The following is a 24,251-nucleotide window of genomic DNA, read 5'->3' as shown; positions in this document are numbered from 1 at the left end:
AAGCGGTGCTGCCTAGGGTTGGGAAAGAAATCCTTAAGCGCGTTCAACGGGCTAGGTAACCTCCAAGGGTGTGATTGATGTCGAATTCCGCTGCCTCGGCTTACGCGCGTGTTGCAACGACCACTGCATCTCCTCGCGACATCGAGGCGCAGACGCTGCTCAAGGCCGCCAACAAGCTCCAGGATGCGGTGAACAACGCTGATCCACTCAGCGAGCAGACCATGCAGGCGCTGATGTTCAATCGCAAGCTCTGGACGATCTTCCTGAGCGAGGCGATGCGCGACAACAATCCGCAGCCGATCGACGTCCGCCAGAAGATCGCCAACATCAGCGTGTTCGTGCTGAGCCAGACCGCGGCGCTCCAGATGAGCCCGCAGTTCGATCACTTCCGCCCGCTGATCGAGATCAATCGCAATATCGCTGCCGGTCTGTCCGGACGGCCGTGATGCGGGCGTCGTTGCGGGCCTGATGGGTATTCCGTCGACGGCGCGCGCAAATTGACGATCAGAGCGGCGATACCTCGCAATACCAGCAGGTACTGATCAGGGACGGCTCGTTCGGCTTCGGGAATACCAAGTTCTCGCTGACTGACGTCGGCAAGGCCCAGATCAAAAACGTCGTCGCCGGTCCATCGACCGGCTCGACTTATCTCGACAACGCAGCGGCCACGCGCGAAACCTGATTGTCAGGCGCTGAGGTCCGTATTGGGCGGACGCGAGGGCTGGGACTTCAGATCCTCTGCATGGAAATAAGCTCGCCGGCGCAGCATCGCTTCGTCGGGGAACTGATTGACCACGGCGTCGGTCCTGTCATTGACGACCTGGAAGACGAAGGATGCGGCTGCCTGGTCGAACACGACCTGCCGCGAGATATTCTCGTTGTTCGGCAAATCACTGCGCACAGGCGCGCTCGTATCGCTCGCGGCGACCGTCTGGCTCACCGGCAAATCGGTTTGCACAGCCTCGTTCGCCGCCGCGTTCGACGTCGTTATGATCTGCGCAGGGGCCGGTATCCCCACCGGCCTGATGCTGAAATCTGTACTCATGGCAGCCTCCTGGTTGCCTAGTCCGAGTCAAATCCCAACCCCTCTCAATACGCAACCATGGAACACCAGGTTTGAAGACCCGGTAAGGAAACGTGCCTAACCGCGCGGCGATATCGCCGCGCGGTTTTTCGTAAAATTGTCGCTTGTTTCTGCGCGCGCTCAGAGCGAACGGCTGACCGTGAGCGGCGTGATGTGGCGCGGGCCCGGAGTGGCGCGGCGTCCCGCGGCCGTATAGGTATTCGGCACGTTGCGCTTCTGGATCTCGGCATTGACGCCGCGCACAACGCTCTCGGAGACCGCGTGTGCGGTCGCGAGCACGGTGAGATTGACCTGGAGCATCGCGCGGAACGCATCGTGGTGCCGATGCAGCGTCGAGAGCAGCTCGGGCGCCGATTTCGCGAGCTGGGCCTGGTTGGCCTTCAACTGGCTGACGGCGCCGACATAGTTTCGCGACAGTTCCTGCTTCCTGCTTTCGAGGGTCATCGCCTCACGGACCTTGCCGGCGCGCACGAGCTCGGTCTCGCGCTCGATCAGGTCGAGCAGGGCGTTCATCGCGTCCATCAGATCTTCGGCGAGCTTGCGCGCCTCGGCGCTGCCGGGCGCGGTGTTCGGGCGCTGCGCTTGCATCGGCTGACGTGAGGCGTTGAACTGGTTCATGTCGGTTGACCTTATGCCGTGCGGACGGTTTTCGCCTGCTGCATGATGAGGGTGCGGTAGACCTCGGTGGCGACGCCGACGCCGCCGGCCTTGGCGAAGTTCTTGGAATATTGCTCGGTCAGCATCGAGCGCCACACGCCGGTGCCCGGCGTATCGCCGAACGGACCTTCGCCCTTCAGGCCCGAGGTCATCTGCGAGAACATGCTGTTGAGGAACATTGCCTCGAAATCGGTGGCGGTCTTCTGCGCCCTGGCCTGCTGCTGCGGCGAGACCTTTTGCAGCGCGGCAGCGAGCTCGAAGTCGGGCCGGCCGTTGCGGCTCTCGACCGAGAAGGCCGAGGAGGTTGCGGCGCGCGGGGTGTTGATCATGCTCGTCTGCATCACATCACCTCGATGTCGGCTTCGATCGCGCCGGCGGCCTTGATGGCCTGGAGGATGCTGATCATGTCGCGCGGGCCGATGCCGAGGCCGTTGAGGCCGTCGACGAGCTGCTGGAGCGAGACGCCATCCTTGACGAGGGCGAGCTTCTTGCCGTCCTCGGTGACGCTGACGCTGCTGCGCGGCGCGACCACGGTTCGCCCGCGGGACAGCGGATTGGGCTGGCTCACCTGAGGGCTTTCGGAGATCGTGACGGTGAGGTTGCCTTGCGCCACCGCGACGGTGGCGACGCGAACGTCGCGGCCCATCACGATGATGCCGCTGCGCTCGTCGATGACGATCTTGGCGGCGAGATCGGGATCGACCTGGAGCTGCTCGATCTCGGTGAGGAAGGCGACGACGTTGCCCTTGAACTCGGGCGGGATCGACAGCTGCACCGTCGACGGATCGATCGGCTCGGCGGTCTTGACGCCGAGATAGTCGTTGACGGCCGCCGCGATGCGCTTGGCGGTGGTGAAGTCGGCGTTACGCAGCGCGAGCCGCACGTTCGGCAGCCGGTTGAGCGCGAACTCGATCTCGCGCTCGATGATGGCGCCGTTGGCGATGCGCCCCACGGTCGGAACGCCGCGCACGATCTTCGCCGCCTCGCCCTCGGCCTGGAAGCCGGAGATCGCGAGCGAGCCCTGCGCCACCGCATAGACGTTGCCGTCGGCGCCGAGCAGGGGCGTGACGAGCAGGGTGCCGCCCTGGAGGTTCTTGGCGTCGCCGAGCGCGGAGACGGTGACGTCCATGCGCGTGCCCTGGGTGGCGAAGGCCGGCAGATTGCCTGTCACCATCACGGCGGCGACGTTGCCGGTGCGGATGGTGGCGCCGCGGATGTTGACGCCCATGCGCTCGAGCATCGCCTGCAGCGACTGCTTGGTGAAGGGGATGTTGTTGAGGGTGTCGCCGGTGCCGTTGAGGCCGACCACGAGGCCGTAGCCGATCAGCTGGTTCTGCCGCACGCCTTCGATATTGGCGAGGTCCTTGATGCGCGAGGTCGCGCATACGGACGTGACCGACAGCGCCAGCGCTGACAGCGCGGCGCAGGCCACTCCAACAATCCTCACCCAACGAACGCCTGGCATCCTCTGCTCCCCGAGGCTCCTCAAATCGATGGACCATCCTCGACACTCCCATGACGAGCTGGTCCGACGCTTTCCTTGCGAGGGCTGTGCCAACGCGGGGCAGCAGGGTTAGATCGCTGAATAGGTTGAATAAATCTGTTTCGACCGATGTCAGCGGACGTTGTCCCTGAGGAGCGAAACTGCCGCCTGTCGGCAGATTTTGCCGGGCTGTTTACGCGTCGTTAACCATAAAACAGCGAAGGTGAGGCATCGATCACCCGGATTGCTTCCGATGCGCATCTACGGACCGAACGGCACCACGCTTGGAACGCCGGCCAGCCAGGCCAAGCGGACGAGCTCCGGCACCTTCGTCTTGCCTGACACCTCGTCGGCACAGGAGACGCGGAGCGCCGCAGCGCCGAAGGCGGCCACCAATATCGATGGGCTGCTCGCGCTGCAAGGCATCGAGGAGGATCCGGTCGAGCGGCGCAAGCGCTCGGTCGCCCGCGGCAAGACCGCGCTCGACGTGCTCGACGATCTCAAGATGGGGCTGTTGTCGGGCAATCTCGACGCGTCCACCGTGATGCGGCTGCGCGATGCTGCGGCGAACCTGAAATCGTCTTCGGGCGATCCCGGTCTCGATTCCGTGCTGTCCGAGATCGAGCTGCGCGTCGAGGTCGAACTCGCCAAGGCCGGGCAGGCGTAGTCAGGCATATCAAGCTGTCATCGCCCGCCTTGTGCGCACTTGCGCACTGGGGCGGGCGATCCAGTATTCCAGAGACAGCAGCAATTGAGCCGAGAAGCCGCGGCGTACTGGATGCCCCGGTCAAGCCGGGGCATGACAGCGGAATTTGGTGTGAGCGCGCCGCGTACGTTTGAGAGAGGGCCCTACGCCGCTTCCTCCTGCTTCTGCGCGTCGTAGCGGCGCTGGGCGGCGAGCACGTCTTTCAGATTCTGCTCGGCCCAATCGCGCAAGGGATCGACGGCGGCGGCGAGTGTCAGCCCGAGCTGTGTGATGGAGTATTCCACCGTGACAGGCACGGTTGCGATGGCGCGGCGTTTGATCAGGCCGTCGCGTTCGAGTGATTTGAGAACCTGGCTCAGCATCTTCTGCGAAATGCCTTCAATCGTGCGGCGCAACTGATTGAAGCGCATCGGCTCCTCGCGCAGCAGCAACAGGATCAGCACCGCCCATTTGTCGCCGACGCGGTCGAGGATCTGGCGGGTGGGGCAGTTCGCTGCATAGACGTCTGGCTTCATCGTCGGGTCCTCACCATCCGTTCGGTTCGCTTGTCGGCGCGCCACCGGTGACGCGCGTGGGTTACTCCTGCGTAATCAGGTAAGCACAAAGTGCTCTCTTAACACTAGCACCCTTTGCGATATCTAGTACCTGTTAGTTACCACAGAAGCAAAGGAGCCTTCCATGAAAATCGCAGTCGCCGGCGCCTCGGGGCGGGCCGGGTCGGAGATCACCAAGGAACTGTCCCGCCGCGGCCATAGCGTCACGGCCATCGCCCGGAACCCCGAGAAGATCGCGGCCCTGCCGAACGTCACGCCCACCAAGGGCGACGTGCTCGACCAGGCGGGCCTCGCCAAGCTGTGGGCCGGGCACGACGTCGCCGTGAGTTCCGTGCACTTCCTGGCCAGCGACGCGCACAAGCTGATCGGCGCGGCCAAGGATGCCAAGGTTGGCCGTTACCTCGTCGTCGGCGGAGCCGGCAGCCTGGAGGTCGCTCCCGGCGTCAAGTTGGTCACAACCCCCGGTTTTCCGGCCCAATACAAGGCCGAGGCGGAGGCGGGTTCTGCCTTTCTCGACCTGCTGCGGCAGGAAAAGGACCTGAACTGGACCTTCATCTCGCCATCGGCGCTGTTCGTCGAGGGTGAGCGCACGGGCAAGTTCCGGCTCGGGACCGATCAGCTTCTCGCAGATGCGAGCGGGAAAAGCTGGATCAGCTTTGCCGATTACGCCGTTGCACTGGCCGACGAGATCGAGCGGCCGGCCCATCTGAAGCAGCGTTTCACGGTCGGCTACTAGGCCTTCGGCGCTCCCGAGCCCTCCAGGATAAACCTTCCTGTGCAAGGGCTTGGGGGCGCCACCCGGGCGATCAGGGAAATATTGTCTGTCACAGGGCGTCGCTATATAAGCCCGGCTTAACGGACCCTGTTTCCGTTGCGAGTCGTTGCTTAGACAGATAGGCCGCCCTTGGAAAAGTTGAAAAACTACCGACCGACCGAAAAAGAGCCTTTCATGAACGACCGGCAGAAGGAGTACTTCCGTATGAAGCTCCTCGCCTGGAAGGATGAGATCCTCAAAGAGTCCAAGCTCACCCTGCAAGCCCTGCAGGAGGAGAACGTGAACCACCCCGATCTCGCCGATCGGGCATCGTCCGAAACCGACCGCGCCATCGAACTCCGCGCCCGCGACCGCCAGCGCAAGTTGATCGCCAAGATCGACGCCGCGCTCCAGCGTATCGAGGACAACACCTACGGCTATTGCGAGGACACCGGCGAGCCGATCTCGTTGAAGCGGCTCGAGGCCCGGCCCATCGCGACGCTCTCGGTGGAAGCGCAGGAGCGCCACGAGAAACGCGAGAAGGTCTACCGCGACGAATAGAGACAGAGCCGCAGCGATGCGGCTCTTTGTTTTTGGACGCAAGGCGCCATTTCGCGCCGCGATCAGCATTTTGCCCGGCGCTTGCCGCCGCGCGCTTCAGCGCGCGAGCGGAATCGCGAAAAGTGAATCGTGATCAATGGGCTAGACTCGGTTCTTCCGAGCTCACGTGAGTTCGGATGAGAAGCAGCCTTCACTTCAGGTGCGGGAGGTTTTGCGAGTCGCATCAACGACATCGACTGGAATGCTGAGACACCGATCCAGCTGCATCAAGCAGCGCTGCAATCAGGCCTGCTGCGACGCCACGAGGCGCGCATCCCCATAAAGCCTCGACCAGCTCAATATTTCCTTAAACGCCGGCAACAGGCCGTAGGCCGCATCCGTCAGCTCGTACTCCACCCGCAACGGCTTCTCCACCAGGACGGTCCGTGACACCAGTCCGTCCTGCTCGAGCTCGCGCAATTGCATGGTCAGCATGTGCTGGGTGATGCCGCCGATCGAGCGCCGCAGCGCGCCGAAGCGAACCGCACCGTTCATCAGAGCGAACAGGATCTCCAGCTTCCACTTGCCGCCGAGGGCATGGATGGCCCGCTTGAAGTCGGCGAGCAGGGCCGGGTCGGGGCTGCAATCGCAGTCGTCGTCGCAAACGCTTGTCAGGTTTTCCATACCGGTCTCGAAATCCATTCTACTTGCTCCCCGGGAGATAGTGACCAGATGCGCCCCTGAGCAGGGCTTGGCGGACCAATTCGCCGGCCCGTGCAACGAGGGAATTTGGCAATGAGCACTGTTCTGGTCACCGGCGGGTCGGGCTTCGTCGGCATCCACGTCATCCTGCAACTTCTGGCCGCCGGCCATACGGTGCGGACGACGGTGCGCCGGCCGGAGCGACAGGCCGACGTGCTGGCCATGCTGCACGAGGGCGGGGCGGCTTCGCCGGAGGACCTGGCCTTCTTCATCGCCGACCTCGTCCGGGACGAGGGGTGGCGTGAGGCCGTCGCGGGCTGCGACTACGTTCTCCACGTCGCCTCGCCGCTCTCGACCACTGTTCCCAAGGACGAGAACGAGATGATCATCCCGGCCCGCGACGGTACGCTCCGGGTGCTCCGCGCCGCGCGCGAGGCCGGCGTCAGGCGCGTCGTCATCACCTCGTCGCTGGGGGCGATCGGCTACGGCCATCCGCCCCGGGCAAAACCGTTCGACGAGACCGACTGGACCAATCTCGGCGGCACCGACGTGCAGCCCTATATCAAGTCCAAGACGCTGGCCGAGCGGGCGGCCTGGGATTTCGTCGCAGGCGAGGGCGGCGCGATGGAGCTGTCGGTGGTCAATCCCGCCGGCATTTTCGGTCCCGTGCTGGGGCCGGACTTCTCCGGCTCGATCGAGATCGTCAAATCGCTGCTCGACGGCGCCATGCCGGCGGTGCCGCGGGTCTATTTCGGCGTGGTCGACGTGCGCGACGTCGCCGATCTGCATCTGCGGGCGATGACTGCGCCGGAGGCCAAGGGCGAGCGCTTCATCGCCGTCTCGGGCGAAGCGCTGTCGATCCTGGACATCGGCAGGGTGCTGCGGCGGGAACTCGGGCCAAGGGCGCGCCGGGTTCCTCGATTGCAGGCCCCGGACTGGCTGGTGCGGCTCGCCGCCAACCGGATTCCGCTGCTGCGCGCGGTGGTGCCGATGCTCGGAAGGGTGCGGCATTCCACCAGCGCCAAGGCGCGATCGATGCTGGGCTGGCAGCCGCGTTCCAATGATGAGGCGATCCTCGCGACGGCCGAGAGCCTGATCCGGCTCGGCCTGGTCAAGGCGTGAGGTCACTCGCCGCCCGCGCTTGTCAGGCAGCTTGTCAGGTTTGGGCGGGGATGCTCCACTGCCGCGTATGATCGCGTAGCGTGGGAGGCGGCGCCGATGGACAACATTCTCGAAGCCGCAAAGGCGATCGCGCTGGCGCGCCGCAACCATGCGCCGCTTGCCGCGCTCGAGGTTCCACCGGCCGACGAGGCCGAGGGCTACCAGGTCCAGCGCGCGCTGCACGACCTCCTGCTGCCGCATGTCGGCCCACTCGTCGGCTACAAGATCGGCTGCACCAGCCAGGTGATGCAGGAGTACATCGGCATCCCGCATCCCTGCGGCGGCGGCGTGTTCCAGAAGGGCGTGCACGACAGCGGGGTGAAGCTCGCCGCTTCCAAATATGTCCGGGTCGGCGTCGAATGCGAGATCGCGGTGCGGCTGAAGCGTGACCTTGCCGCCGGCGAGGCGCCGTTCACGGCCGAATGGGTCGGCGAGGCCGTCGAGGCCTATCATCCCGCGATCGAGATCGTCGACGACCGCTACGTGAAGTGGGAGACGATGGGCGCACCGACGCTGATCGCCGACGACTTCTTCGCCGCCGGCTGCGTGCTGGGCCCGTCCGTGCCGCGCTCGTCGGTGCCGGATCTGAAATCGGTCAAGGGCCGCGCCATCGTCAACGGCGAGGAGGTCAGCCATGGCACCGGCGCCGACGTGCTCGGCCATCCCCACAACGCACTCGCCTGGCTCGCCAACCATCTCGCCGCCGAGGGCAAGGGGCTGCATGCGGGACAGCTCGTGTTGACGGGGAGCCTGGTGAAGACGCTGTGGCTGAATGCCGGCGACAAGGTGCGGATGGAGCTGGACGGGCTGGGCGTGGTGGAGGCGGAGTTCAAGTGAGCTCTCTCCGCTGTCATTGCGAGCGTAGCGAAGCAATCCAGAATCTTTCCGCGGCGGCAGTCTGGATTGCTTCGCTACGCTCGCAATGACGGAGTGTGAGGAGCTACCTCGTTCTTTCAAATCACATCGCAATCGCAGACACACCCTCACATCCTCGCGGCATCTTCTGCCCGAGTTTTGCAATCATCCGCCCCTCCTGAAGATCAAGAAGGCGCAGGGAAGGCCGGGCGCCGGCTGGCACCCGCAGTCCCGCGTGTGCTGGAGAACGCGCACGGGGTGGACAACAGGTGAACCGGTCGCCCGGCCTTCCCTGCGCGATGGTTTTCACGGTGTCCTTCGTGCTCTCCCCGGGGAGCGATGCACTATTGCCCCCGTCGCCTTGCGGATGGCTGATGTGCGTGTCCGGTTGGATCGCCGCATCACCGCAAGACTTGACGCACAGACCCCGGACGTCAGGACCACACGACTTCTCCGTCCGCGCACATCCTCGCTGGGCTCTCCACGGCTGGCGTGCGCTCACCGTCGAGATCATGCGAAGACGCTGTCAGCGCCGTGTCGTACCGCGCGAGCGTGCTGCTCACGGTTTCCCGCCCTGCAGCCAACCTCGCGCGCCGACGCCGTCGCGGCCACCGCATTCCATCCCGCGTTCCGTGACGATCGCGATACGCCCTCTTGTGGAATGGAACGAAACGGGAACATAATGAGGTGATCGGATCGTGTCAACAGGAATTTCTAAAATCCGAAAATTCTGAAACTGAAAATTGCCGGCGCGGATTGAATTTTGATAGCAAAACTACTATAACTCATGGAGTGGGAAATGCCCGGTCGCAAGCCGACAATCTGGATTGGCTCGTCGCTGGAGGATCTGCGGGCATTCCCGGACGAGGTTCGCCGCGTCATGGGATTTGCGATCGACGATGCGCAGAACGGTTTGGAGCATCCGCGCGTCAAGGCGTTGAAAGGATTTGGCGGGCGGAGCGTACTCGAAGTGGTTGACGACTTCGACGGCGATACCTTCAGGGCGGTCTACACGGTTCGCTTTGCAGGCATGGTCTATGTCCTGCATGCTTTTCAGAAGAAGTCGAAGAGAGGGATCGAGACGCCCAGGCATCACGTCGATCTCATCAAGAGGCGTTTGAATCTCGCGGAGGCTCACTACCATGAGAATTACGGCAAGAGGATCGCAGATGAGCGATGACAAGAGCATCACGGTCGGCAGCGATAATGTGTTTGCCGATCTCGGCTTTGCCAATCCCGAGGAAGAACTGCTCAAGGCCAAGCTCGTTCGCGAAATTCGAGATATTCTCAAGCGTCGGAAACTCACTCAGGCAAAGGCCGCAACTCTGCTGGGTTTGAAGCAGCCGGACGTTTCCAGCCTCGTCACCGGGCGTGTCGGCAAGTTCTCGATCGAACGTATGGTGCGTTGTCTGGATCGGCTGGATTACAAGGTCGATTTGATCGTTCGTCAGAAGCCGCGGCGCGCGTCGTCGCGGGAAGCAGTTGCCTGAACGACCGAGAGTCTTTCCGCGGGCGCATTTCTGGACTGCTTCGCTGCGCTCGCAATGTCGGAGTTCGGTGCGGCCGCGTCGTTACGATTGCGCGGACCTGAGCCGCAGCTCGCGGCCCGTGCTCGCACCACCGCAAAATACATGCGGCCTCCGGCAGGGGAGCTACCGGAGGCCGCGTAGTACATCGTCGCTCGCGCCTAGGTTCGCGAACACGATGTGGGAGCTCTTGAAGAAGCTTAGAAGGGCAGCAGGACGTCCATGACTTGCTGGCCGTAGCGCGGCTGCTGCACGTCCATGATCTGGCCGCGGCCGCCATAGGCGATGCGGGCCTGTGCGATCTTGGTGGAATCGATGGTGTTGTCGCTCTGGATGTCTTCGGGACGGACGATGCCGGCGACCACGAGCTCGCGGATCTCGTAATTGACGCGGATCTCCTGCTTGCCTTCGACCACGAGGTTGCCGTTCGGCAGCACTTGCGTGACCACAGCGGCGACGTTGGTCTGCAAGGCTTCCGTGCGGTTGACCGAGCCCTTGCCGTCGCTGGAAGCGCTGGAGTCGGCGGTCAGTATGCGGCCGGGCAGCACCTTCTGGGCCTGAGCGCCGAGCGTCTTGGCGCCGATGAAGTCGGTGATGCCAGAGTCTTCCGAATTGGTGCGGCTGCGCTGGGTTTCGTTGGAGAGGTTCGCCTTGTCGGTGATGTTCACGGTGACGGTGAGGAGGTCGCCGATCTGGTGGGCGCGCTGGTCCTTGAAGAAGGCGCGGCTGCCGCTGCGCCACAGCGAGTTCGGATTGTAGGAGGCGACTTCCGGCTTCGGCATCGGCATCTGCACCGGCTTGTAGCCGGGCTGCGTCGTCGGATTGTCGATCGCGGACATCTTCGGCTGCTCGCCGATCTGCGACAGACGGTCGATCGAGGAGCAGCCGCTTGCGAGCGCGCAAGTTGCCAGCAGCAGGCCAGAGATCGCGATGCGACGGAAACGGAAAGCCGAACTGAACGTGGACATGAGTTACTCTGACTTGGCTGGAGCTTGCGAGGCGCGAACTTGCGGGATCTGGGCTTGTGCGACTTGAGCTTGAGCGGCTTGCGCCGGCGACGCGGGGGCCTGGACCAGGCTCCGGACGAGGGCATCAGTGTTGACGGGGGCGGGCACCTCGTCGCGCTTGAGCGAAGAGGTCTGCTCGACCGCCGGCGCCATCGGGCTGGACTGGCTCGCGCCCAGGACCGTGATCTGGCCGCGGCCGGTGACTATCCCGGTCAGCGTGCGCTTGGATTGCAGGTTGAGCACGCTGACGGTGTCGCCCTCGGCGCCGCTCTCGATCGCCTTGCCGCGCGTGGTGAGGTAGAGGCCGGGCACCTGGTAGATGATGGTGACGTTCTGGTCGCGCTGCACGAAGTCGGGCTTGACGATGTCGGCGACACGGATCGGCGTGCCCGCCCGCATCGGCCGGCGCAGCTGCATCCCGACGGTGCGGTCGCGCGAGGCGGGCTCGCCGGTGACTTCGGCCTTCGGCCGGCGCTCCAGCGCGACGTCGGAGGATTTCAGGAGGTCGGCGCGGTCGATGTCGCGCGTCAGCACCGCCACTTCCACCGTCTCGATCGCGGTGCCGGTGAAGCGCAGCTTGGTCGGCGCCGGATTGCTGTCGTTGTTGATCTCGAAGGCGATGTCGAAACGGCCGCTGCGCGCATCGTAGCGGGTTGCGACCGGCTGCAGCGCGCCGGTGTTGGAGGCGTCCAGCCGCATGTCGGCGACGCCGCGGTCGAAGGTGACGGTGATGTTGGCGGCATCGCCAAGGCCGAAGCGGCGCTCGAGCGCGGAAGCCACCGCGTTTTCGAGGTCCTTGTTGACGAGCGTGCGGGCGAGGCGGGTGACCTGGACTTCCTTGATGTCGCCGGTCATCACGCCGATCACCTGCTTTGCGCGCAACACCGACAGGACTTGCGCGACCGGCAGAGCGCCGGTGGTGCCGAGATCGGGCGAGCGGTAGACCGGGATCAGCGCGGCCGAGCCGGCATTGTCGATGAGATCGCCGACCCGCACCACGTCCGAGGTCACGGTGACGCTGGCGCGCAGCGTCGGCGCCGCGATGAAATCGTCGGCGGCCTGCGCCGGCAGCGCCAGCAGCAGCAGAGCGGAGATCGTGGCGAGGGTGGTGCGGATCATCGTCATTGCCTCAGCGGAACAGCGCCGTGGTCGATTGCATCATCTGGTCGGCGGCGCTGATGACCTTGGCGTTCATCTCGTAGGCGCGCTGCGCGGCGATCAGGTCGCTCATCTCCGAGACGACGTCGACATTGGCCTGCTCCAGGCTGCCCTGCGTGATCTTGCCGTAGCCTTCGGAGTTCGCGGTGCCGTCCTGCGGCGCGCCGGACGACGGGGTCTCGGTGAACTGGTTGCTGCCGACCGGCTGGAGGCCCGCCTTGTTGATGAAGCGCGTCACGCCGATCTGGCCGACGATCGAGGAAGTCGAGGAGCCCGGCAGCGTCACCGAGACTTGGCCCTGCTCGCTCACGGTGATGCCGGACGCGTTGTTCGGGATGGTGATGGTCGGCTGCACCGGATTGCCCTGCGCGGTGACGACGCGACCCTGATTGTCCATCTGGAAGGTGCCGTCGCGGGTGTACTGGTAGGTGCCGTCGGGCATCAGGATCTTGAAGAAGCCTTCGCCCGACATCGCGAGGTCGAGATCGTTGCCGGTCTGCGACAGCGTGCCCTGCGTCATGCTGCGCGGCGTGCCGACGGTCTTGACGCCGCCGCCGATGTCGACGCCGACAGGCAGGATGGTGCCCTGGTCCGAGGCCTGCGCGCCGACGCGGCGGACGTGCTCGTAGATCAGGTCCTGGAACGCCGCGGTCTGCTTCTTGAAGCCGGTGGTGCGCAGGTTCGCGATGTTGTTGGAAATGACCTGGACGTTGAGTTCCTGGGCCGCCATTCCGGTCGCAGCGGTGTGGAGCGCTTGCATGTCAGTGATCCCCTAATCAGGCCGGAACGTCGGCGAGCTTCTCGATCGCCGATTTGTGGAGGTCGCTCTGCTGCTGGAGCAGATTGGCGATGGCGGTGTAGCTGCGCATGACTTCGACCATGCGGCTCATCTCGCCGACCGAGTTCACGTTCGACTTCTCGATGTAGCCCTGGCGCACCACGGACTTGGTGTCGGCCTGCTGGGTCGCGGAGCCGGCGCTGTAGAGGTTGGCGCCGAGCTTGGTCAGCCGGGCCGGATCGTCGAACGAGGCCATGCGGATCTTGCCGCGGATCGAGTCGGTCTTGGCCGTGCCCTCGAGCACCGTGACGGTGCCGTCGGGCGCGATGTTGATGTCGTGGTCGGTCGGCTGGAAGGTGATCGGGCCGCCGGTGCCGAGCACCAGGTTGCCGTCGGAGGTGACGAGCTGGCCGGTGCTGCTGAGCGAGAATTTGCCGTCGCGGGTGTAGCGCTCGGCGCCGTTGGCCTGCACCGCGAAGAAGGCGTTGCCGTCGATCGCCATGTCGAGCGGGTTGTTGGTCGCCTCCATCGGCCCCTGGCCGACGTCGCGGAAGGTGCCGCGGTCCTGCACATAGGAGACCCGGCGGTCGGATCCGATGAAATTGTCCTCACGCGCGTTCGAGTTGAGATACTCCTCGAACAGCGAATGGTCGGACTTGAAGCCGTTGGTGTTGGCATTGGCGACGTTGTTGGCGATGACATCCATCTGCCGCTCCAACGTCATCTGCCGTGACAAGCCGATCAGAAGCGCGTTCTGCATCGGAAGATCTCCCCTGAGTGAGATCTGCCACCTCGCTCTCCCAAGCGCCTTGGCGGACCCCGTGATCGAGGCCGTCAGGTTCTCCCAAACCCTTCGGTCTCGGTCCTTTCTCAGCGAAAGCCGTGCCAACGTAGATAGTTGTTTAATATCAATGTCTTGACGATTTTTCGAGGGCGCGGGAGGGCGGCAGAAAGGTTCTGTTAGCCATGTTTGCCCGGCAGATTTTTCCTAGTGGAGGCCCAATCGAAAGGTTCCGTTAACCATTATTACCGTAGCGTTTGCGTGCAAGAGGAGCGCATTGCGCTGGGGCATTTGTATCGCGTCATTGTCTGCCAGGGGGCTTCGCTCTTTCGACACCTTCAAGAGATGAGCGAGCCGGGCGACCATGGCAGAGAATGAAGCGGAAGGCGGCGCAGCCGCTGAGGGCGCAGAAGCCGCTCCCCCGAAGAACAAGCTCAAGCTCATCATCATGGCCGTCGGCCTGCTCGCCGTCCTCGGCGGCGGTGCTGCGACCTGGTTCTTCTTCTTCCGTCACGGCGACGACGAGCATCATGCCGAGGCCGCGCCCCCGCCGAAGCCGCCGTCCTTCGTCGAGGTGCCCGACATGATGGTCAACCTCGCCGGCGCGCCGGGCGAGCGCGTGCAATATCTGAAGCTGAAGATCGTGCTGGAGCTGAAGGAAGAGAAGCAGATCGAGGCGATCAAGCCGGCGATGCCGCGCGTCACCGACATCTTCCAGACCTATGTGCGCGAGCTGCGCTCCTCCGACCTCAACGGCTCCGCCGGCATCTTCCGCCTCAAGGAAGAGCTGACCAAGCGCGTCAACGCGGCGGTCGCGCCGGTCCAGGTCAGCGCGGTGCTGTTCAAGGAAGTCGTCATCCAGTGAGGATGCTGCGGAAGGTAACGGGCTAGCGTCATGGCCGGCAACGAGCAGATGGACCAGGATGCGATTGCCGCCCAATGGGAGGCATCGCTCGATTCCGAGGATCCCGCGGAGGCGGCAAAGGCCGCTGCCGAAAACGAACTATCGGAGACCATGGCCCTGCAATGGGCGGCCATGGTCGAGGACGGCAGCCGCGATCTCGGCGCCGGCAAGAATTCCGGCGAGCGGGTGCTGTCGCAGGAGGAGATCGACAATCTCCTCGGCTTCACCGTCGGCGACGTCACGCTCGACGACCACAGCGGCATTCGCGCGATCATCGATTCGGCGATGGTCTCCTACGAGCGTCTGCCGATGCTCGAAATCGTCTTCGACCGCCTGGTGCGGCTCTTGACGACCTCGTTGCGCAATTTCACCTCCGATAACGTGGAAGTCTCGCTCGACCGCATCACCTCGGTGCGCTTCGGCGACTACATGAACTCGATCCCGCTGCCGGCCGTGCTCTCGGTGTTCAAGGCCGAGGAGTGGGACAATTTCGGCATGGCGACGGTCGATTCCAGCTTGATCTACTCGATGATCGACGTACTGCTCGGCGGCCGCCGCGGCTCGAGCCAGCTCCGCATCGAGGGCCGTCCCTACACGACGATCGAGACCGAGCTGGTCAAGCGGCTGGTCGAGGTGGTGCTGGCCGATGCCGAGCAGGCGTTCCGGCCGCTGTCGCCGGTGACCTTCACGATCGACCGGCTCGAGACCAACCCGCGTTTCGCCGCGATCAGCCGTCCCGCCAATGCCGCCATCCTGGTGCGCCTGCGCATCGACATGGAAGATCGCGGCGGCAACATCGAGCTGTTGCTGCCCTATGCCACCATCGAGCCGATCCGGGGCGTCCTGCTCCAGATGTTCATGGGCGAAAAGTTCGGCCGCGACCCGGTCTGGGAAGGCCATTTCGCCACCGAGATCGGCCAGGCCGAGATCGCCGTCGATGCCGTGCTCTACGAGGCCGATATCCCGCTCAAGCAGCTGATGCGGCTCAAGGTCGGCGACACCCTGCCGCTCGACATGCGCGCGGACGCCAACGTGACCGTGCGCTGCGGCGACGTCACGATCACCGAAGGGCGCATGGGCCGGGTCGGCGACCGCGTCGCGATCCGCGTGACGAAACCCTTGCGCAAGCCAAGTACGACACTTGCGATGTTCGAGAAGGTGGACGAGCAGAACAAGATGATGGAGGCCCCATGAACCACTCCCTTGGAATGGCGATCGAGACGCTGGTGGCTGTCTTGCTGATGCTCACGATCGGCTACTGTATCCTGCTGAACAAGCGGCTGACGCGGCTGAAGGCGGACGAGCATTCGCTGAAGGCCGTCATCGCCGAGCTGATCACCGCGACCGAGATCGCCGAGCGCGCGATCGGCGGGCTGAAGCTCGCCGTGCGCGACGTCAACGAGAACCTCGGCAGCCAGCTTGCGGCGGCGACCCAGATGTCGGACCAGCTCTACAAGCAGCTGGGCGAAGCCGACAACGTGGTGCGGCGCCTGTCCAAGATCGCGATCGCCGCGCGCCCGGTGACCAGTCCGGAAACGGTTGCCGTGCCCGTGGCCAAGCCCTCGTCCGCGAAGGCGGTGGCGGCCGCAGCCGAAGCCTTCTCCGAGCGCCGACGATCCAACGGCCTTGCCGCATGAAGTCAGGGTATGAAATCTTTTCGTAACATCCGCGTCATTCCGGTCGTCCTGATTGCCGTCGCAGGTCTTGCCACGCTCAAGGTCGCGGGCCTCGTGATCAATGGCGGCTATGTGTTCGACTACAAGCCGAACCAGGCCAAGAAATCCTGGGCGCAGGAGAACCTGAACTTTCCGTCGGGACGGGAAGACCCCGACATCACCGGCTCGACCCATGGCGCGCCGAAGGAGGCGCCGAAGCCGGCCGCGCCCGAGACCAAGCCCGAAGGCACCGTGGTCAAGGTCGAGGAGGCCCAGCCGCAGGTCTCGGCCTCGGAGCGCGCGATCCTCGAGCGTCTGCAGTCGCGCCGCCAGGAGATCGAGGCCCGCCAGCGCGAGATCGACATCCGCGAGAGCCTGCTGAAATCGGCCGAGAAGCGCATCGAGAACAAGGTCGAGGAGATGAAGGCGGTGGAATCCCGCATCTCCACCACCCAGGCCGAGCAGAAGGCCGCCGAAGCCCAGCGCATGAAGGGCCTCGTCACCATGTATGAGGGCATGAAGCCGAAGGACGCCGCGCGGGTGTTCGACCGGCTCGAGATGGGCGTGCTGATCGAGATCGCCTCGGCGATCGCGCCGCGAAAGATGTCGGACATCATGGGCGTGATGTCGCCGGAGGCTGCCGAGCGCCTGACGGTCGAAATGGCCCGCCGGGCCAATGGCGGCGGGGATCAGTCCGCCGCAGCCGGGGATCTGCCCAAGATCGACGGCAAGCCGACGCAAAAGCCGAATTGAGGGCTCATACTTAAGAAGCCCTTAATTGGCAAAACCTACAATCGACGGCATGGGCCGGCAGCAGTGCCGGCGTGGGCCGTCGAAACGGAAGACATGCCGCCAATGGCGCAGAAGGCTGCCGATGGATTGTGGTCGCGAGCCCGCGCTTTGGCGCGGGGGCTGTCGCGTCATGTCCGCACGGCGCCGCTGGTGGCGGCCTGTCTGCTGATCGGCTTCGGTGCGCCGGTCCGGGCCGCCGATACGGTCCGGGGCGAGGCGACCTTCTCGGCCGGCGGCGGCTTTGCCCGTCTCGTCATCAAGCTTGGCGAGGACGTTCCCTCCGAGGTGACGACGGCCGGCTCCATCCTGATCATCCGCTTCGACCGGCCGGTCGACGTTCCCGTCGACCGCGTTCCGGAAGGCGCGCCCGACTACGTCAACTCCGCCCGCCGCGATCCCGACGGTGGTGCCATCCGCCTGTCGCTGGCGCGGCGCGTCACGGTCAACACCATGAATGCCGGCGAGCGCACCTTCATCGACCTGTTGCCGGACGGCTGGAAGGGACCGCCGCCCAGTCTGCCCATGGACGTGGTCAAGGAACTCGCCGAGCGCGCGCGTGTCGCTGAACGTGCGCTGCGCGCCCAGCGCGCCGCGGCCGAGACCAAGAAGCGCCCGCAGATCCGTGTGCGCGCCTCGGTGCAGCCGACCTTCGTGCGCTTCGTGTTCGAGATGCCCGACGGTGTCGGCGTGTCCTCGGTGCTCAACGAGCAGAAGCTCACGCTCGCCTTCAACGCCAACCTCAGTTTCGACCTCGCCGACGCGATCGTCGCCGCGCCGCCGAACGTCGCCTCGATCAAGCAGAAGGCCGATATCGACCAGACCAATGTCGAGATCGCGCTGATCGGCGATTCCGACGTGCACTCCTTCCGCGACGAGAAGAACTACGTCGTCGACGTCTCCTTCCAGCCGGACAAGGGCAAGGCGGCCGCGACGCCCGAGGCAGCGATCGCGCAGGCCAAGCCTGCCAGCCAAGGTCCTGCCAGCCAAGGTCCTGCCAGCCAAGGTCCTGTCAACCAAGGCCATGGACCGGCACCGGCTGCGGACAAGCCGGCGGCCGAGAAGAAGGAGGCCCAACGCGAGATCGTGCCGCCAACCTCCGAGACGATCGCGCGCGAAGCCAGGATCGATATCAAGCCCGAAGCGCCCGCCGCGATGCCCGCCGCCGAAGCGCCGAAGGCCGCGCCGGCTCCCGCGGCTGAGGCTGCGCGCGCTGCGGAAGCGCTCAAGGAGGCCCCGAAGTCCACCCCGCCTGTTGCCGAGGCTCCGGCTGCGCCCGCCAAGCCCGCAATGGCCGAAGCGCCCAAGGAGGTCGTGAAGCAGGCGGCGCAGGAGCCGTCCGCCAAGGAATCCGTCAAGGCCGCGCCCGCCGAGGCGCCGGCCGCGCCGCAGCCGGCCGCACCAAGCGTCGATGCGCGCCGCGACAGCGACGGCTTGCGCATAACGTTCCCGCTTCAGGTCGCAACGCCTGCGGCGGCGTTCCGCCGCGGCGACACCATCTGGCTAGTGTTCGATACGCCGAAGCCGATCGACGTCGAGGCGATCCGCACCAAAGGCGGCGCGATGATCGGCGAAGTCGGCCGCATCCCGCTCGACAAGGGGCAGGCGGTACGCATCCGTCTCACCCGGCCGCTGGTCTACTCGCTGACCAGCGAGGAGGTCGGCAAGGAGACCAACTGGCTCCTGACGCTCGCCGACAAGATCCAGGCGACGCCGTTGCCGCTGATGATGTCGCGCAACATCACCGATCCCGCGCTCGCCAACATCGCGATCCCCTTCGCCAATCCGGGCCTGCTGCACAAGCTCACCGATCCCGATGCCGGCGACATGCTCTATGTCGTCACCGCGCAGCGGCCGGTGCGCGGCTTCATCAAGCGGCAGGACCTCGTCGATCTCTCGCTGCTGGAGTCCGCGCACGGCATCGCGATCCGCCCGAACTCCGACGAGGTCGGCGTCGAGGTCGGATCCGACAAGGTCATTCTCGGCAAGAAGGGCGGACTGACGCTGTCGCCGGTCGACATCTCCGCCGAGCGCGCGCCGACCGCGGTGCGCCCGATCTTCAGCCCCGATGGCTGGCGCAAGGGACAGTCGGAGAACTTCTGGACGCGCCAGAGCGACCTGATCGCAGCGATCTCGGCCGTCGAGCCGGCGCTGCGCTCGCTGCCGCGGCTCGACCTCGCGCAGTTCTACATGTCGCGCGCGATGTATCACGAGGCCAAGGCCGTGACCGAATTGATGCTGACCGATCCGCTCAACAAGGAGGAGAGCGGCGCGCTGATCATGCACGCGATCGCGAGCATCCTGATCGGCCGGCCGGCGCAGGGCCTGAAGGACCTCGCCAATCCCGTGATCGGCAACAGCCACGATTCCCAGCTCTGGAAGGCGCTCGCCTATGCGCGCCAGGGCAAATGGGCGGACGCCCGCGAGAGGTTCAAGAACGTCGAATTCGCCATCGCCTCGCTGCCGCTCGACATCCAGCGCATCGTGACGATGGACGCGATGCGCGCCTCTCTCGAGGTGAAGGACTATGCCGGCGCATCCAAGCGGCGCAGCGAGCTCGAGATCGTCGGCGTATCGCCCGAGGCTGCGCCCGGCTTCGCCGTGCTGCGCGGCAGGCTCGCCGAGGCGCTCGGCCACGACAAGGATGCGCTCGACGACTACAAGTTCGCGGTCGCCTCCAGCGACCGGCCGGCCGCGGCCGAGGCCAAGCAGCTCGAGATCGCGCTCCGGCAGAAGCGGGATGAGATCAGCAAGGGAGACGCGCTGCGCGAGCTCGAGACGCTCTCGATGACCTGGCGCGGCGACGCGATCGAGGTCAAGACGCTCCAGATGCTCTCGCAGATGTATGCCGAGAACGGGCGCTATCGGGACGCGCTCACGGCCGCGCGCACCGCGACGAAGCTGCAGCCGAATGCGGAAGCCTCGCGCCAGGCACAGGACCTCGCCTCCGATCTGTTCACGCAGATCTTCCTGGGTCCCAAGGGTGACGAACTGCCGCCGGTCGAGGCGCTCGGGATGTTCTACGAATTCCGCGAACTGACGCCGATCGGCCGCCGCGGCGACGAGCTGATCCGGCGTCTGGCCGACCGTCTCGCCTCGATCGACCTGCTCGACCAGGCGGCCGAGCTCCTGCAATACCAGGTCGACCACCGCCTCGAAGGTGCCGCGCGCGCGCAGGTCGCCGCGCGTCTTTCCATGATCTATCTCGCCAACCGCAGGCCGGACATGGCGATCTCGGCGCTGCGCGCGAGCCGCATCAGCGATCTGTCGGGCGAACTCAGGCAGCAGCGTCTGCTGCTGGAGGCGCGGGCCCAGAGCGACGTCGGCCGTCACGATCTCGCGCTCGACATCGTCTCCAACGTCTCCGGACGCGAGGTGCTCCGCCTGCGCTCCGACATCTTCTGGGCGGCGCGGCGCTGGCGCGAGTCCGCCGAGCAGATCGAGCTCTATTACGGCGAGCGCTTCCGCGACTTCAAGCCGCTCAATGCAGTGGAGAAGAGCGACATCATCCGCGCCGCCGTCGGCTATGCACTCGCCGACGATTCGATCGGCCTGTCGCGCTTTCGCGAGAAATACGCGCCGCTGATGAGCGAGAGCGCCGACCGTCTCGCCTTCGACATCGCCAGCAAGCCGGCCGCGGCCTCCAGCGCCGAATTCGCCGAGATCGCCAAGCTGGCCGCCAGCGTCGATACGCTCGACGGCTTCCTGCGCGAGATGAAGCAGCGCTTCCCCGACGCCACCGCCCGCGCCCCGGCCTCGCCGCAGGCCAAGGACGAGGCCGAGCACACCGGCTCGCTGCCGAAGATCCCCGCCGTGCGCCAGATCAAGATGACGCGGTAGGAACCCTGCTACTTCTGGACCTCTCGACAGGTGCCCGCCGGGGCGGCAACCTGAAGCATCTTCATGCCGGGAGAGGAATATGAGCAAGTCTGCCAAGACCGAAGCCGAACTGATCGCGATGGCAAGGGCCGAGTTGAAGGTTCATGCCGACGGTCCCGACGGCCTCGTCATCTCGATCATCCGCGACGGCGACAGCTGGGAGTTCCGCGCCGACGCCGATCAGGCCACGCGAGACCGGCCCGGCTTCCCCGAAAGCGTGGCCATGCTGGTGCAGATCGGCGATCACCTCAGCAGGCAGTATGACGTGAAGGGGTAGGGGGCGTTCCGCGCGAAGCGTGCCCCAAGCCCGCTAGCCCCCGTAACTCTGCACCAGGCTCCCCGCCACCAGCGACCAGCCGTCGACCAGCACGAAGAAGATCAGCTTGAACGGCAGCGAGATCGTCGCCGGCGGCAGCATCATCATGCCCATCGACATCAGCACGGAGGCGACGACGAGGTCGATGATCAGGAAGGGCAGGAACAGCAGGAAGCCGATTTCGAAGGCGCGCTTCAACTCGGAGATCATGAAGGCCGGGACGAGGATGCGCAGCGCGAGTTCGTCCGGCGTCGCCGGCGGCGGCTCGCCGGAGAGGTCGAGGAACAGCTTCAGGTCCTTCTCGCGCACGTTCTTCTGCATGAAGCCGCGCAAGGGAACGGAGGCTCGCTGGAGTGCGTCCTCGACGCCGATCTGGTTGGCGACGAGCGGGCGGATGCCGTCGTCGTAGGACTTCTGCAGCACCGGCCCCATCACGAAGAAGGTCAGGAACATTGCGAGCGCAATGATCACCGAGTTCGGCGGCGCGGTCGCGGTGCCCATCGCGGTGCGCAACAGCGACAGCACGACCACGATGCGCGTGAACGAGGTCATCATGATCAGGATCGACGGTGCGATCGACAGCACCGTGAGTAGCGCGATCAGCTGGATCGCGCGCTCGGTGACGCCGCCACCGCCAGGGCCCCCGCCGCCGAGATTGATGCTGATGTCCTGCGCATGCGCAAGGCCTGCGAGCGAAGCCGCGCCGATCAGGACAGAAAGAAAAAGAACTCTACGCGGGAGGGCCGGCAGCCTCACGAAGACGGCTTCGGACGGCCGAGCAGCGAGGCCATCTCGTCTTCGAGATTTTCAAAGCTGGTCTTTTCCGGGGCAGCCTTCGGCGGCGGGGCCGGGGGTGCCGGTGGCTCGCTGCGCGCCACGCGCGGGGGGGCGACCGGCGGCTCCGGGGCAACCGGAGGCGCGACCGTTTCGCCGGCTGGGCGGCGCAGCGCAGCCTCTAACCGCTGCGCCATCTCGGCGAGATTCTGCTCGGCGCTGGAGGGCGCAGCAGGCGCAGGTGCCGGCGGCGGAACGGGCGGAGCCTGGGGCAAGGGCGGAGGCGGCGCGGCCGCGCGCTCGGCGCGCACCGGCGGCACTTTCACCGGCTCGCTCTGGCGCGGCGGACGCGGCATCAGCGGCGGCTCGCTGCGGGCAACGCGCGGCGGCAGCGGCAGCGGCTCGGGCCGTGGCTCGCGCTCGGGGCGCGGTCCGAGCGGCTCCGACGGAAATCCGGCCAGCGGCGGCTCGCCGCGGCGTTCGGCCAGCGCGGGCGCAGGCCGGCGCACCTCGTCGGCGAAGGACGGGCGTGCAGGCCGCGGCGGCGGCTCGGGCATTTGCGGCTCGGGATGATCGAGCAATTCGGGGCGCGGGGCTTCGTCGGCCCAGTTGCCGGCATCGGGCATTGGCGCGAGGCGCGGCGGTTCGGCGGCGTTGGAACGCTGCGGGAGCTGGTCGCGGCCGGGCGCGGCGCGCACGATGTTGGGCTCGACGACGATGTCGGTCGGGCCGCCGATCATCAGGAGATGCTCGACATTGTCACGCCGGACCAGCACCAGGCGGCGCCGGCCGTCGACCGCGGCGGCATCGATCACGGCGAGCCGGGGCATCCGGCCGCGCTGGGTGTTGGCACCGAGCCGGCTGGTGGCGAATCGGCGAACCAGCCATGCAGCGACGCCGATCAACGCCAGAACGACGATGAACGCGACGATGAACGTGATAGGGCTGCCTTGCATACTTGTCCCCGACAAATGGCGCTTTTCTCGCGCCCATGATCAGCTGCGCCAACCACCGGCGTACGATGCCCCAAACTGCGATTTCTTAACGTCCCACGGCAAGTTTTGCCGTCCCCAACTCTTAATAACCCATGAATCGCTCGATCCAAAACGACTTTCTTGACGGCGCACGCGCCGCCAAGCGGTTGGGTTAATGCCACTTTTGGAGGCGTAGAATCACGGGGGAACGAATTGGTGTCCCGGCAGGGGACATGCATCTGTGTCGGCTTTAACCACCTGTTAACCATACACGCGGCAAATTCTGCCTAGCTTCGGACCTCGGGTCCGGACGAAGCGGAAGGAGCCGCGACGATGTCCATCAACGACCTCCCGGTGCTGTCGGCGCTTCGCACCAAGATGCAATGGCATCAGGAACGCCAGCGCGTCCTGTCCGAGAACGTCTCCAACTCCGACACGCCCAAATTCCGGCCGCGCGACCTGGTCGAGCCGAAGCTCGACAAATCGGGCGCGGTCACGGGCTCGATGGGCCCGCTGGCAATGACCGTCACCAGCGGCTCCCACATGAGGCCGTCAGGCGCGGCCTCCGGATTCGACCAGAACAAGAATGCGGGCTTCGAGACCCGCCCTGCGGGCAACGCCGTCAATCTCGAAGAGGAGATGATGAAGGCCGCCAACAACCAGATGGACTACGCGGCGGCGACCTCGCTCTATTCGAAGAGCCTGCATCTGCTCAAGACCGCGATCGGCAAGGGCTAGAGCATGATCCCGGAACGGAAGAGCTAGAGGAGGCGCATCATGGCGAACGACAGCAGCGACTTTGCCCGCTCGATGGCGATCGCGACCTCCGGCCTGCGCGCGCAGGCCGGACGCATGCGGGTGATCTCGGAAAATATCGCGAACGCGGATTCGACGTCGCAGACATCAGGCGGCGATCCCTACCGGCGCAAGGTGCCGACCTTCTCCTCCGCGCTCGACCGCACGCTCGACGCGCAGGTCGTTACGCTTGGCAGGATCAAGCCCGACCAGTCCAACTTCCGCGTCAAATACGAGCCGAACAACCCGGCGGCGGACGCCACCGGCAACGTCAAATATCCGAACGTGAACTCGGTGGTCGAGATGACCGACATGCGCGATGCGCAGCGGTCCTACGAGGCCAATCTCAACATCATCAGTGCGACGCGCCGGATGATCCAGCGCACGCTCGACATCCTCAAGAGCTGAACAGGACATCT

28 protein-coding genes are annotated in these 24,251 nt (G+C 65.4%); 16 read left to right on the top strand and 12 right to left on the bottom strand.

Features of this window, described 5'->3' with window-relative positions:
• Positions 1 to 77 precede the first annotated feature (77 nt).
• Entirely contained in the window at positions 78 to 446 is a 369-nt protein-coding gene (gene flaF / locus AC1RUR_RS27355; RefSeq protein ID WP_008554779.1) for a flagellar biosynthesis regulator FlaF, read from the top strand.
• Positions 447 to 685: 239 nt separating this feature from the next.
• Here the strand turns inward: flaF and AC1RUR_RS27350 are convergent, their stop codons facing one another.
• The 4 genes from AC1RUR_RS27350 to AC1RUR_RS27335 all read right to left on the bottom strand — a co-directional run bounded on the left by AC1RUR_RS27350 (position 686) and on the right by AC1RUR_RS27335 (position 3,206).
• The gene (locus AC1RUR_RS27350; RefSeq protein WP_492849768.1) at positions 686 to 1,045 is read right to left on the bottom strand and encodes a hypothetical protein; all 360 of its coding nucleotides are present in this window, start codon (positions 1,043 to 1,045) and stop codon (positions 686 to 688) included.
• Positions 1,046 to 1,204: 159 nt separating this feature from the next.
• Positions 1,205 to 1,702 carry a hypothetical protein gene (locus AC1RUR_RS27345; RefSeq protein ID WP_492849766.1) on the bottom strand — a complete coding sequence of 166 codons (498 nt, stop codon included), beginning with the start codon at positions 1,700 to 1,702 and terminating at the stop codon, positions 1,205 to 1,207.
• 11 nt (positions 1,703 to 1,713) lie between these two features.
• The gene (gene flgJ / locus AC1RUR_RS27340) at positions 1,714 to 2,082 is read right to left on the bottom strand and encodes a flagellar assembly peptidoglycan hydrolase FlgJ (protein ID WP_492849764.1); all 369 of its coding nucleotides are present in this window, start codon (positions 2,080 to 2,082) and stop codon (positions 1,714 to 1,716) included.
• Positions 2,082 to 3,206: a flagellar basal body P-ring protein FlgI gene (locus tag AC1RUR_RS27335; RefSeq protein ID WP_492849762.1), complete on the bottom strand. Its 1,125-nt coding sequence runs from the start codon at positions 3,204 to 3,206 to the stop codon at positions 2,082 to 2,084. The genes flgJ and AC1RUR_RS27335 overlap by 1 nt, the downstream gene beginning before the upstream one ends.
• 271 nt (positions 3,207 to 3,477) lie before the next feature.
• On the opposite strand from AC1RUR_RS27335, the gene AC1RUR_RS27330 reads away from it, so the two are divergent.
• Complete coding sequence (locus AC1RUR_RS27330) at positions 3,478 to 3,891, top strand: flagellar assembly protein FliX (protein WP_492822161.1); 414 nt, start codon at positions 3,478 to 3,480, stop codon at positions 3,889 to 3,891.
• A 182-nt stretch (positions 3,892 to 4,073) separates the two neighbouring features.
• Here AC1RUR_RS27330 and AC1RUR_RS27325 read toward each other — a convergent pair whose 3' ends face one another.
• A complete protein-coding gene (locus AC1RUR_RS27325) occupies positions 4,074 to 4,445 on the bottom strand; it encodes a winged helix-turn-helix transcriptional regulator (RefSeq protein WP_492849761.1) in 372 nt (123 codons plus the stop codon).
• A gap of 163 nt (positions 4,446 to 4,608) precedes the next feature.
• Between AC1RUR_RS27325 and AC1RUR_RS27320 the strand changes: the two genes are divergently transcribed.
• Together AC1RUR_RS27320 and dksA are read left to right on the top strand one after the other, a co-directional pair.
• Positions 4,609 to 5,220 (top strand): NAD(P)-dependent oxidoreductase, encoded by a 612-nt coding sequence (locus AC1RUR_RS27320; protein ID WP_492849759.1) that lies wholly within the window; start codon positions 4,609 to 4,611, stop codon positions 5,218 to 5,220.
• A gap of 213 nt (positions 5,221 to 5,433) precedes the next feature.
• The gene (gene dksA, locus AC1RUR_RS27315; protein ID WP_008142458.1) at positions 5,434 to 5,799 is read left to right on the top strand and encodes an RNA polymerase-binding protein DksA; all 366 of its coding nucleotides are present in this window, start codon (positions 5,434 to 5,436) and stop codon (positions 5,797 to 5,799) included.
• 282 nt (positions 5,800 to 6,081) lie between these two features.
• On the opposite strand, the gene AC1RUR_RS27310 is transcribed toward dksA, so the two are convergent.
• Positions 6,082 to 6,480, bottom strand: coding sequence for a winged helix-turn-helix transcriptional regulator (locus tag AC1RUR_RS27310; protein ID WP_492849757.1), 399 nt, complete (start codon positions 6,478 to 6,480; stop codon positions 6,082 to 6,084).
• A gap of 93 nt (positions 6,481 to 6,573) precedes the next feature.
• Between AC1RUR_RS27310 and AC1RUR_RS27305 the strand changes: the two genes are divergently transcribed.
• The 4 genes from AC1RUR_RS27305 (at position 6,574) to AC1RUR_RS27290 (ending at position 9,986) form a co-directional block, all read left to right on the top strand.
• Positions 6,574 to 7,602 carry an SDR family oxidoreductase gene (locus AC1RUR_RS27305; protein WP_492849755.1) on the top strand — a complete coding sequence of 343 codons (1,029 nt, stop codon included), beginning with the start codon at positions 6,574 to 6,576 and terminating at the stop codon, positions 7,600 to 7,602.
• Between the two features lie 96 nt (positions 7,603 to 7,698).
• On the top strand, positions 7,699 to 8,478 hold the full coding sequence (locus AC1RUR_RS27300) for a 2-keto-4-pentenoate hydratase (protein ID WP_492849753.1): 780 nt from the start codon (positions 7,699 to 7,701) through the stop codon (positions 8,476 to 8,478).
• Positions 8,479 to 9,295: 817 nt separating this feature from the next.
• The gene (locus AC1RUR_RS27295) at positions 9,296 to 9,676 is read left to right on the top strand and encodes a type II toxin-antitoxin system RelE/ParE family toxin (protein WP_492849751.1); all 381 of its coding nucleotides are present in this window, start codon (positions 9,296 to 9,298) and stop codon (positions 9,674 to 9,676) included.
• Complete coding sequence (locus tag AC1RUR_RS27290) at positions 9,666 to 9,986, top strand: helix-turn-helix domain-containing protein (RefSeq protein WP_492849749.1); 321 nt, start codon at positions 9,666 to 9,668, stop codon at positions 9,984 to 9,986. The genes AC1RUR_RS27295 and AC1RUR_RS27290 overlap by 11 nt, the downstream gene beginning before the upstream one ends.
• Before the next feature lie 236 nt (positions 9,987 to 10,222).
• On the opposite strand, the gene flgH is transcribed toward AC1RUR_RS27290, so the two are convergent.
• The 4 genes from flgH to flgF are packed head-to-tail and all read right to left on the bottom strand — an operon-like array spanning position 10,223 to position 13,725.
• A complete protein-coding gene (gene flgH / locus AC1RUR_RS27285) occupies positions 10,223 to 10,990 on the bottom strand; it encodes a flagellar basal body L-ring protein FlgH (protein WP_492849747.1) in 768 nt (255 codons plus the stop codon).
• A 3-nt stretch (positions 10,991 to 10,993) separates the two neighbouring features.
• Complete coding sequence (gene flgA / locus AC1RUR_RS27280; RefSeq protein ID WP_492849745.1) at positions 10,994 to 12,148, bottom strand: flagellar basal body P-ring formation chaperone FlgA; 1,155 nt, start codon at positions 12,146 to 12,148, stop codon at positions 10,994 to 10,996.
• A 10-nt stretch (positions 12,149 to 12,158) separates the two neighbouring features.
• Positions 12,159 to 12,947 carry a flagellar basal-body rod protein FlgG gene (flgG, locus tag AC1RUR_RS27275; RefSeq protein ID WP_492849743.1) on the bottom strand — a complete coding sequence of 263 codons (789 nt, stop codon included), beginning with the start codon at positions 12,945 to 12,947 and terminating at the stop codon, positions 12,159 to 12,161.
• Between the two features lie 16 nt (positions 12,948 to 12,963).
• On the bottom strand, positions 12,964 to 13,725 hold the full coding sequence (flgF, locus tag AC1RUR_RS27270; RefSeq protein WP_492849741.1) for a flagellar basal-body rod protein FlgF: 762 nt from the start codon (positions 13,723 to 13,725) through the stop codon (positions 12,964 to 12,966).
• 385 nt (positions 13,726 to 14,110) lie between these two features.
• Here flgF and fliL point away from each other — a divergent pair, with 385 nt between their 5' ends.
• From fliL to AC1RUR_RS27240, 6 genes are all read left to right on the top strand, one after another.
• Positions 14,111 to 14,611: a flagellar basal body-associated protein FliL gene (gene fliL, locus AC1RUR_RS27265; RefSeq protein WP_492849739.1), complete on the top strand. Its 501-nt coding sequence runs from the start codon at positions 14,111 to 14,113 to the stop codon at positions 14,609 to 14,611.
• A 30-nt stretch (positions 14,612 to 14,641) separates the two neighbouring features.
• The gene (gene fliM / locus AC1RUR_RS27260) at positions 14,642 to 15,844 is read left to right on the top strand and encodes a flagellar motor switch protein FliM (protein WP_492849737.1); all 1,203 of its coding nucleotides are present in this window, start codon (positions 14,642 to 14,644) and stop codon (positions 15,842 to 15,844) included.
• Positions 15,841 to 16,287 (top strand): DUF6468 domain-containing protein, encoded by a 447-nt coding sequence (locus AC1RUR_RS27255; RefSeq protein ID WP_492849735.1) that lies wholly within the window; start codon positions 15,841 to 15,843, stop codon positions 16,285 to 16,287. The genes fliM and AC1RUR_RS27255 overlap by 4 nt, the downstream gene beginning before the upstream one ends.
• Positions 16,288 to 16,296: 9 nt before the next feature.
• Positions 16,297 to 17,058: a MotE family protein gene (locus AC1RUR_RS27250; protein WP_492849733.1), complete on the top strand. Its 762-nt coding sequence runs from the start codon at positions 16,297 to 16,299 to the stop codon at positions 17,056 to 17,058.
• Positions 17,059 to 17,160: 102 nt separating this feature from the next.
• The gene (locus tag AC1RUR_RS27245; protein WP_492849731.1) at positions 17,161 to 20,934 is read left to right on the top strand and encodes a tetratricopeptide repeat protein; all 3,774 of its coding nucleotides are present in this window, start codon (positions 17,161 to 17,163) and stop codon (positions 20,932 to 20,934) included.
• Between the two features lie 79 nt (positions 20,935 to 21,013).
• Positions 21,014 to 21,250 carry a hypothetical protein gene (locus AC1RUR_RS27240; RefSeq protein WP_492849729.1) on the top strand — a complete coding sequence of 79 codons (237 nt, stop codon included), beginning with the start codon at positions 21,014 to 21,016 and terminating at the stop codon, positions 21,248 to 21,250.
• A 33-nt stretch (positions 21,251 to 21,283) separates the two neighbouring features.
• Here the strand turns inward: AC1RUR_RS27240 and fliP are convergent, their stop codons facing one another.
• Positions 21,284 to 22,045: a flagellar type III secretion system pore protein FliP gene (fliP, locus tag AC1RUR_RS27235; RefSeq protein WP_492822201.1), complete on the bottom strand. Its 762-nt coding sequence runs from the start codon at positions 22,043 to 22,045 to the stop codon at positions 21,284 to 21,286.
• Positions 22,042 to 23,019 (bottom strand): flagellar biosynthetic protein FliO, encoded by a 978-nt coding sequence (locus AC1RUR_RS27230; RefSeq protein ID WP_492849727.1) that lies wholly within the window; start codon positions 23,017 to 23,019, stop codon positions 22,042 to 22,044. Before AC1RUR_RS27230 ends, fliP begins: the two co-directional genes overlap by 4 nt.
• 351 nt (positions 23,020 to 23,370) lie before the next feature.
• Between AC1RUR_RS27230 and flgB the strand changes: the two genes are divergently transcribed.
• Both flgB and flgC read left to right on the top strand, forming a co-directional pair.
• A complete protein-coding gene (gene flgB, locus AC1RUR_RS27225) occupies positions 23,371 to 23,775 on the top strand; it encodes a flagellar basal body rod protein FlgB (RefSeq protein WP_492849725.1) in 405 nt (134 codons plus the stop codon).
• A 39-nt stretch (positions 23,776 to 23,814) separates the two neighbouring features.
• The gene (gene flgC, locus AC1RUR_RS27220; protein WP_092191898.1) at positions 23,815 to 24,240 is read left to right on the top strand and encodes a flagellar basal body rod protein FlgC; all 426 of its coding nucleotides are present in this window, start codon (positions 23,815 to 23,817) and stop codon (positions 24,238 to 24,240) included.
• The last annotated feature ends 11 nt before the right edge of the window (positions 24,241 to 24,251 follow it).

The sequence above is a fragment of the Bradyrhizobium sp. GW821-FHT12B03 genome, assembly GCF_058807535.1.
Note: the sequence above shows the minus strand (reverse complement) of the source record. Positions and strands in the feature narration are given on the sequence as shown.

What these genes read in the sequence shown, in the direction of transcription:
- flgB (WP_492849725.1), top strand. Translation starts at nt 23,371, where the DNA reads ATGTCCATCAACGACCTCCCGGTGCTGTCGGCGCTTCGCACCAAGATG.
- AC1RUR_RS27350 (WP_492849768.1), bottom strand. Translation starts at nt 1,045, where the DNA reads ATGAGTACAGATTTCAGCATCAGGCCGGTGGGGATACCGGCCCCTGCG.
- AC1RUR_RS27300 (WP_492849753.1), top strand. Translation starts at nt 7,699, where the DNA reads ATGGACAACATTCTCGAAGCCGCAAAGGCGATCGCGCTGGCGCGCCGC.
- AC1RUR_RS27330 (WP_492822161.1), top strand. Translation starts at nt 3,478, where the DNA reads ATGCGCATCTACGGACCGAACGGCACCACGCTTGGAACGCCGGCCAGC.
- flgH (WP_492849747.1), bottom strand. Translation starts at nt 10,990, where the DNA reads ATGTCCACGTTCAGTTCGGCTTTCCGTTTCCGTCGCATCGCGATCTCT.
- AC1RUR_RS27325 (WP_492849761.1), bottom strand. Translation starts at nt 4,445, where the DNA reads ATGAAGCCAGACGTCTATGCAGCGAACTGCCCCACCCGCCAGATCCTC.
- AC1RUR_RS27245 (WP_492849731.1), top strand. Translation starts at nt 17,161, where the DNA reads ATGGCGCAGAAGGCTGCCGATGGATTGTGGTCGCGAGCCCGCGCTTTG.
- flgA (WP_492849745.1), bottom strand. Translation starts at nt 12,148, where the DNA reads ATGATCCGCACCACCCTCGCCACGATCTCCGCTCTGCTGCTGCTGGCG.
- fliL (WP_492849739.1), top strand. Translation starts at nt 14,111, where the DNA reads ATGGCAGAGAATGAAGCGGAAGGCGGCGCAGCCGCTGAGGGCGCAGAA.
- AC1RUR_RS27320 (WP_492849759.1), top strand. Translation starts at nt 4,609, where the DNA reads ATGAAAATCGCAGTCGCCGGCGCCTCGGGGCGGGCCGGGTCGGAGATC.
- AC1RUR_RS27335 (WP_492849762.1), bottom strand. Translation starts at nt 3,206, where the DNA reads ATGCCAGGCGTTCGTTGGGTGAGGATTGTTGGAGTGGCCTGCGCCGCG.
- dksA (WP_008142458.1), top strand. Translation starts at nt 5,434, where the DNA reads ATGAACGACCGGCAGAAGGAGTACTTCCGTATGAAGCTCCTCGCCTGG.
- AC1RUR_RS27250 (WP_492849733.1), top strand. Translation starts at nt 16,297, where the DNA reads ATGAAATCTTTTCGTAACATCCGCGTCATTCCGGTCGTCCTGATTGCC.
- AC1RUR_RS27230 (WP_492849727.1), bottom strand. Translation starts at nt 23,019, where the DNA reads ATGCAAGGCAGCCCTATCACGTTCATCGTCGCGTTCATCGTCGTTCTG.
- AC1RUR_RS27290 (WP_492849749.1), top strand. Translation starts at nt 9,666, where the DNA reads ATGAGCGATGACAAGAGCATCACGGTCGGCAGCGATAATGTGTTTGCC.
- AC1RUR_RS27310 (WP_492849757.1), bottom strand. Translation starts at nt 6,480, where the DNA reads ATGGATTTCGAGACCGGTATGGAAAACCTGACAAGCGTTTGCGACGAC.
- AC1RUR_RS27305 (WP_492849755.1), top strand. Translation starts at nt 6,574, where the DNA reads ATGAGCACTGTTCTGGTCACCGGCGGGTCGGGCTTCGTCGGCATCCAC.
- flgC (WP_092191898.1), top strand. Translation starts at nt 23,815, where the DNA reads ATGGCGAACGACAGCAGCGACTTTGCCCGCTCGATGGCGATCGCGACC.
- AC1RUR_RS27240 (WP_492849729.1), top strand. Translation starts at nt 21,014, where the DNA reads ATGAGCAAGTCTGCCAAGACCGAAGCCGAACTGATCGCGATGGCAAGG.
- fliM (WP_492849737.1), top strand. Translation starts at nt 14,642, where the DNA reads ATGGCCGGCAACGAGCAGATGGACCAGGATGCGATTGCCGCCCAATGG.
- flgG (WP_492849743.1), bottom strand. Translation starts at nt 12,947, where the DNA reads ATGCAAGCGCTCCACACCGCTGCGACCGGAATGGCGGCCCAGGAACTC.
- AC1RUR_RS27295 (WP_492849751.1), top strand. Translation starts at nt 9,296, where the DNA reads ATGCCCGGTCGCAAGCCGACAATCTGGATTGGCTCGTCGCTGGAGGAT.
- AC1RUR_RS27255 (WP_492849735.1), top strand. Translation starts at nt 15,841, where the DNA reads ATGAACCACTCCCTTGGAATGGCGATCGAGACGCTGGTGGCTGTCTTG.
- flgF (WP_492849741.1), bottom strand. Translation starts at nt 13,725, where the DNA reads ATGCAGAACGCGCTTCTGATCGGCTTGTCACGGCAGATGACGTTGGAG.
- AC1RUR_RS27345 (WP_492849766.1), bottom strand. Translation starts at nt 1,702, where the DNA reads ATGAACCAGTTCAACGCCTCACGTCAGCCGATGCAAGCGCAGCGCCCG.
- flaF (WP_008554779.1), top strand. Translation starts at nt 78, where the DNA reads ATGTCGAATTCCGCTGCCTCGGCTTACGCGCGTGTTGCAACGACCACT.
- flgJ (WP_492849764.1), bottom strand. Translation starts at nt 2,082, where the DNA reads ATGCAGACGAGCATGATCAACACCCCGCGCGCCGCAACCTCCTCGGCC.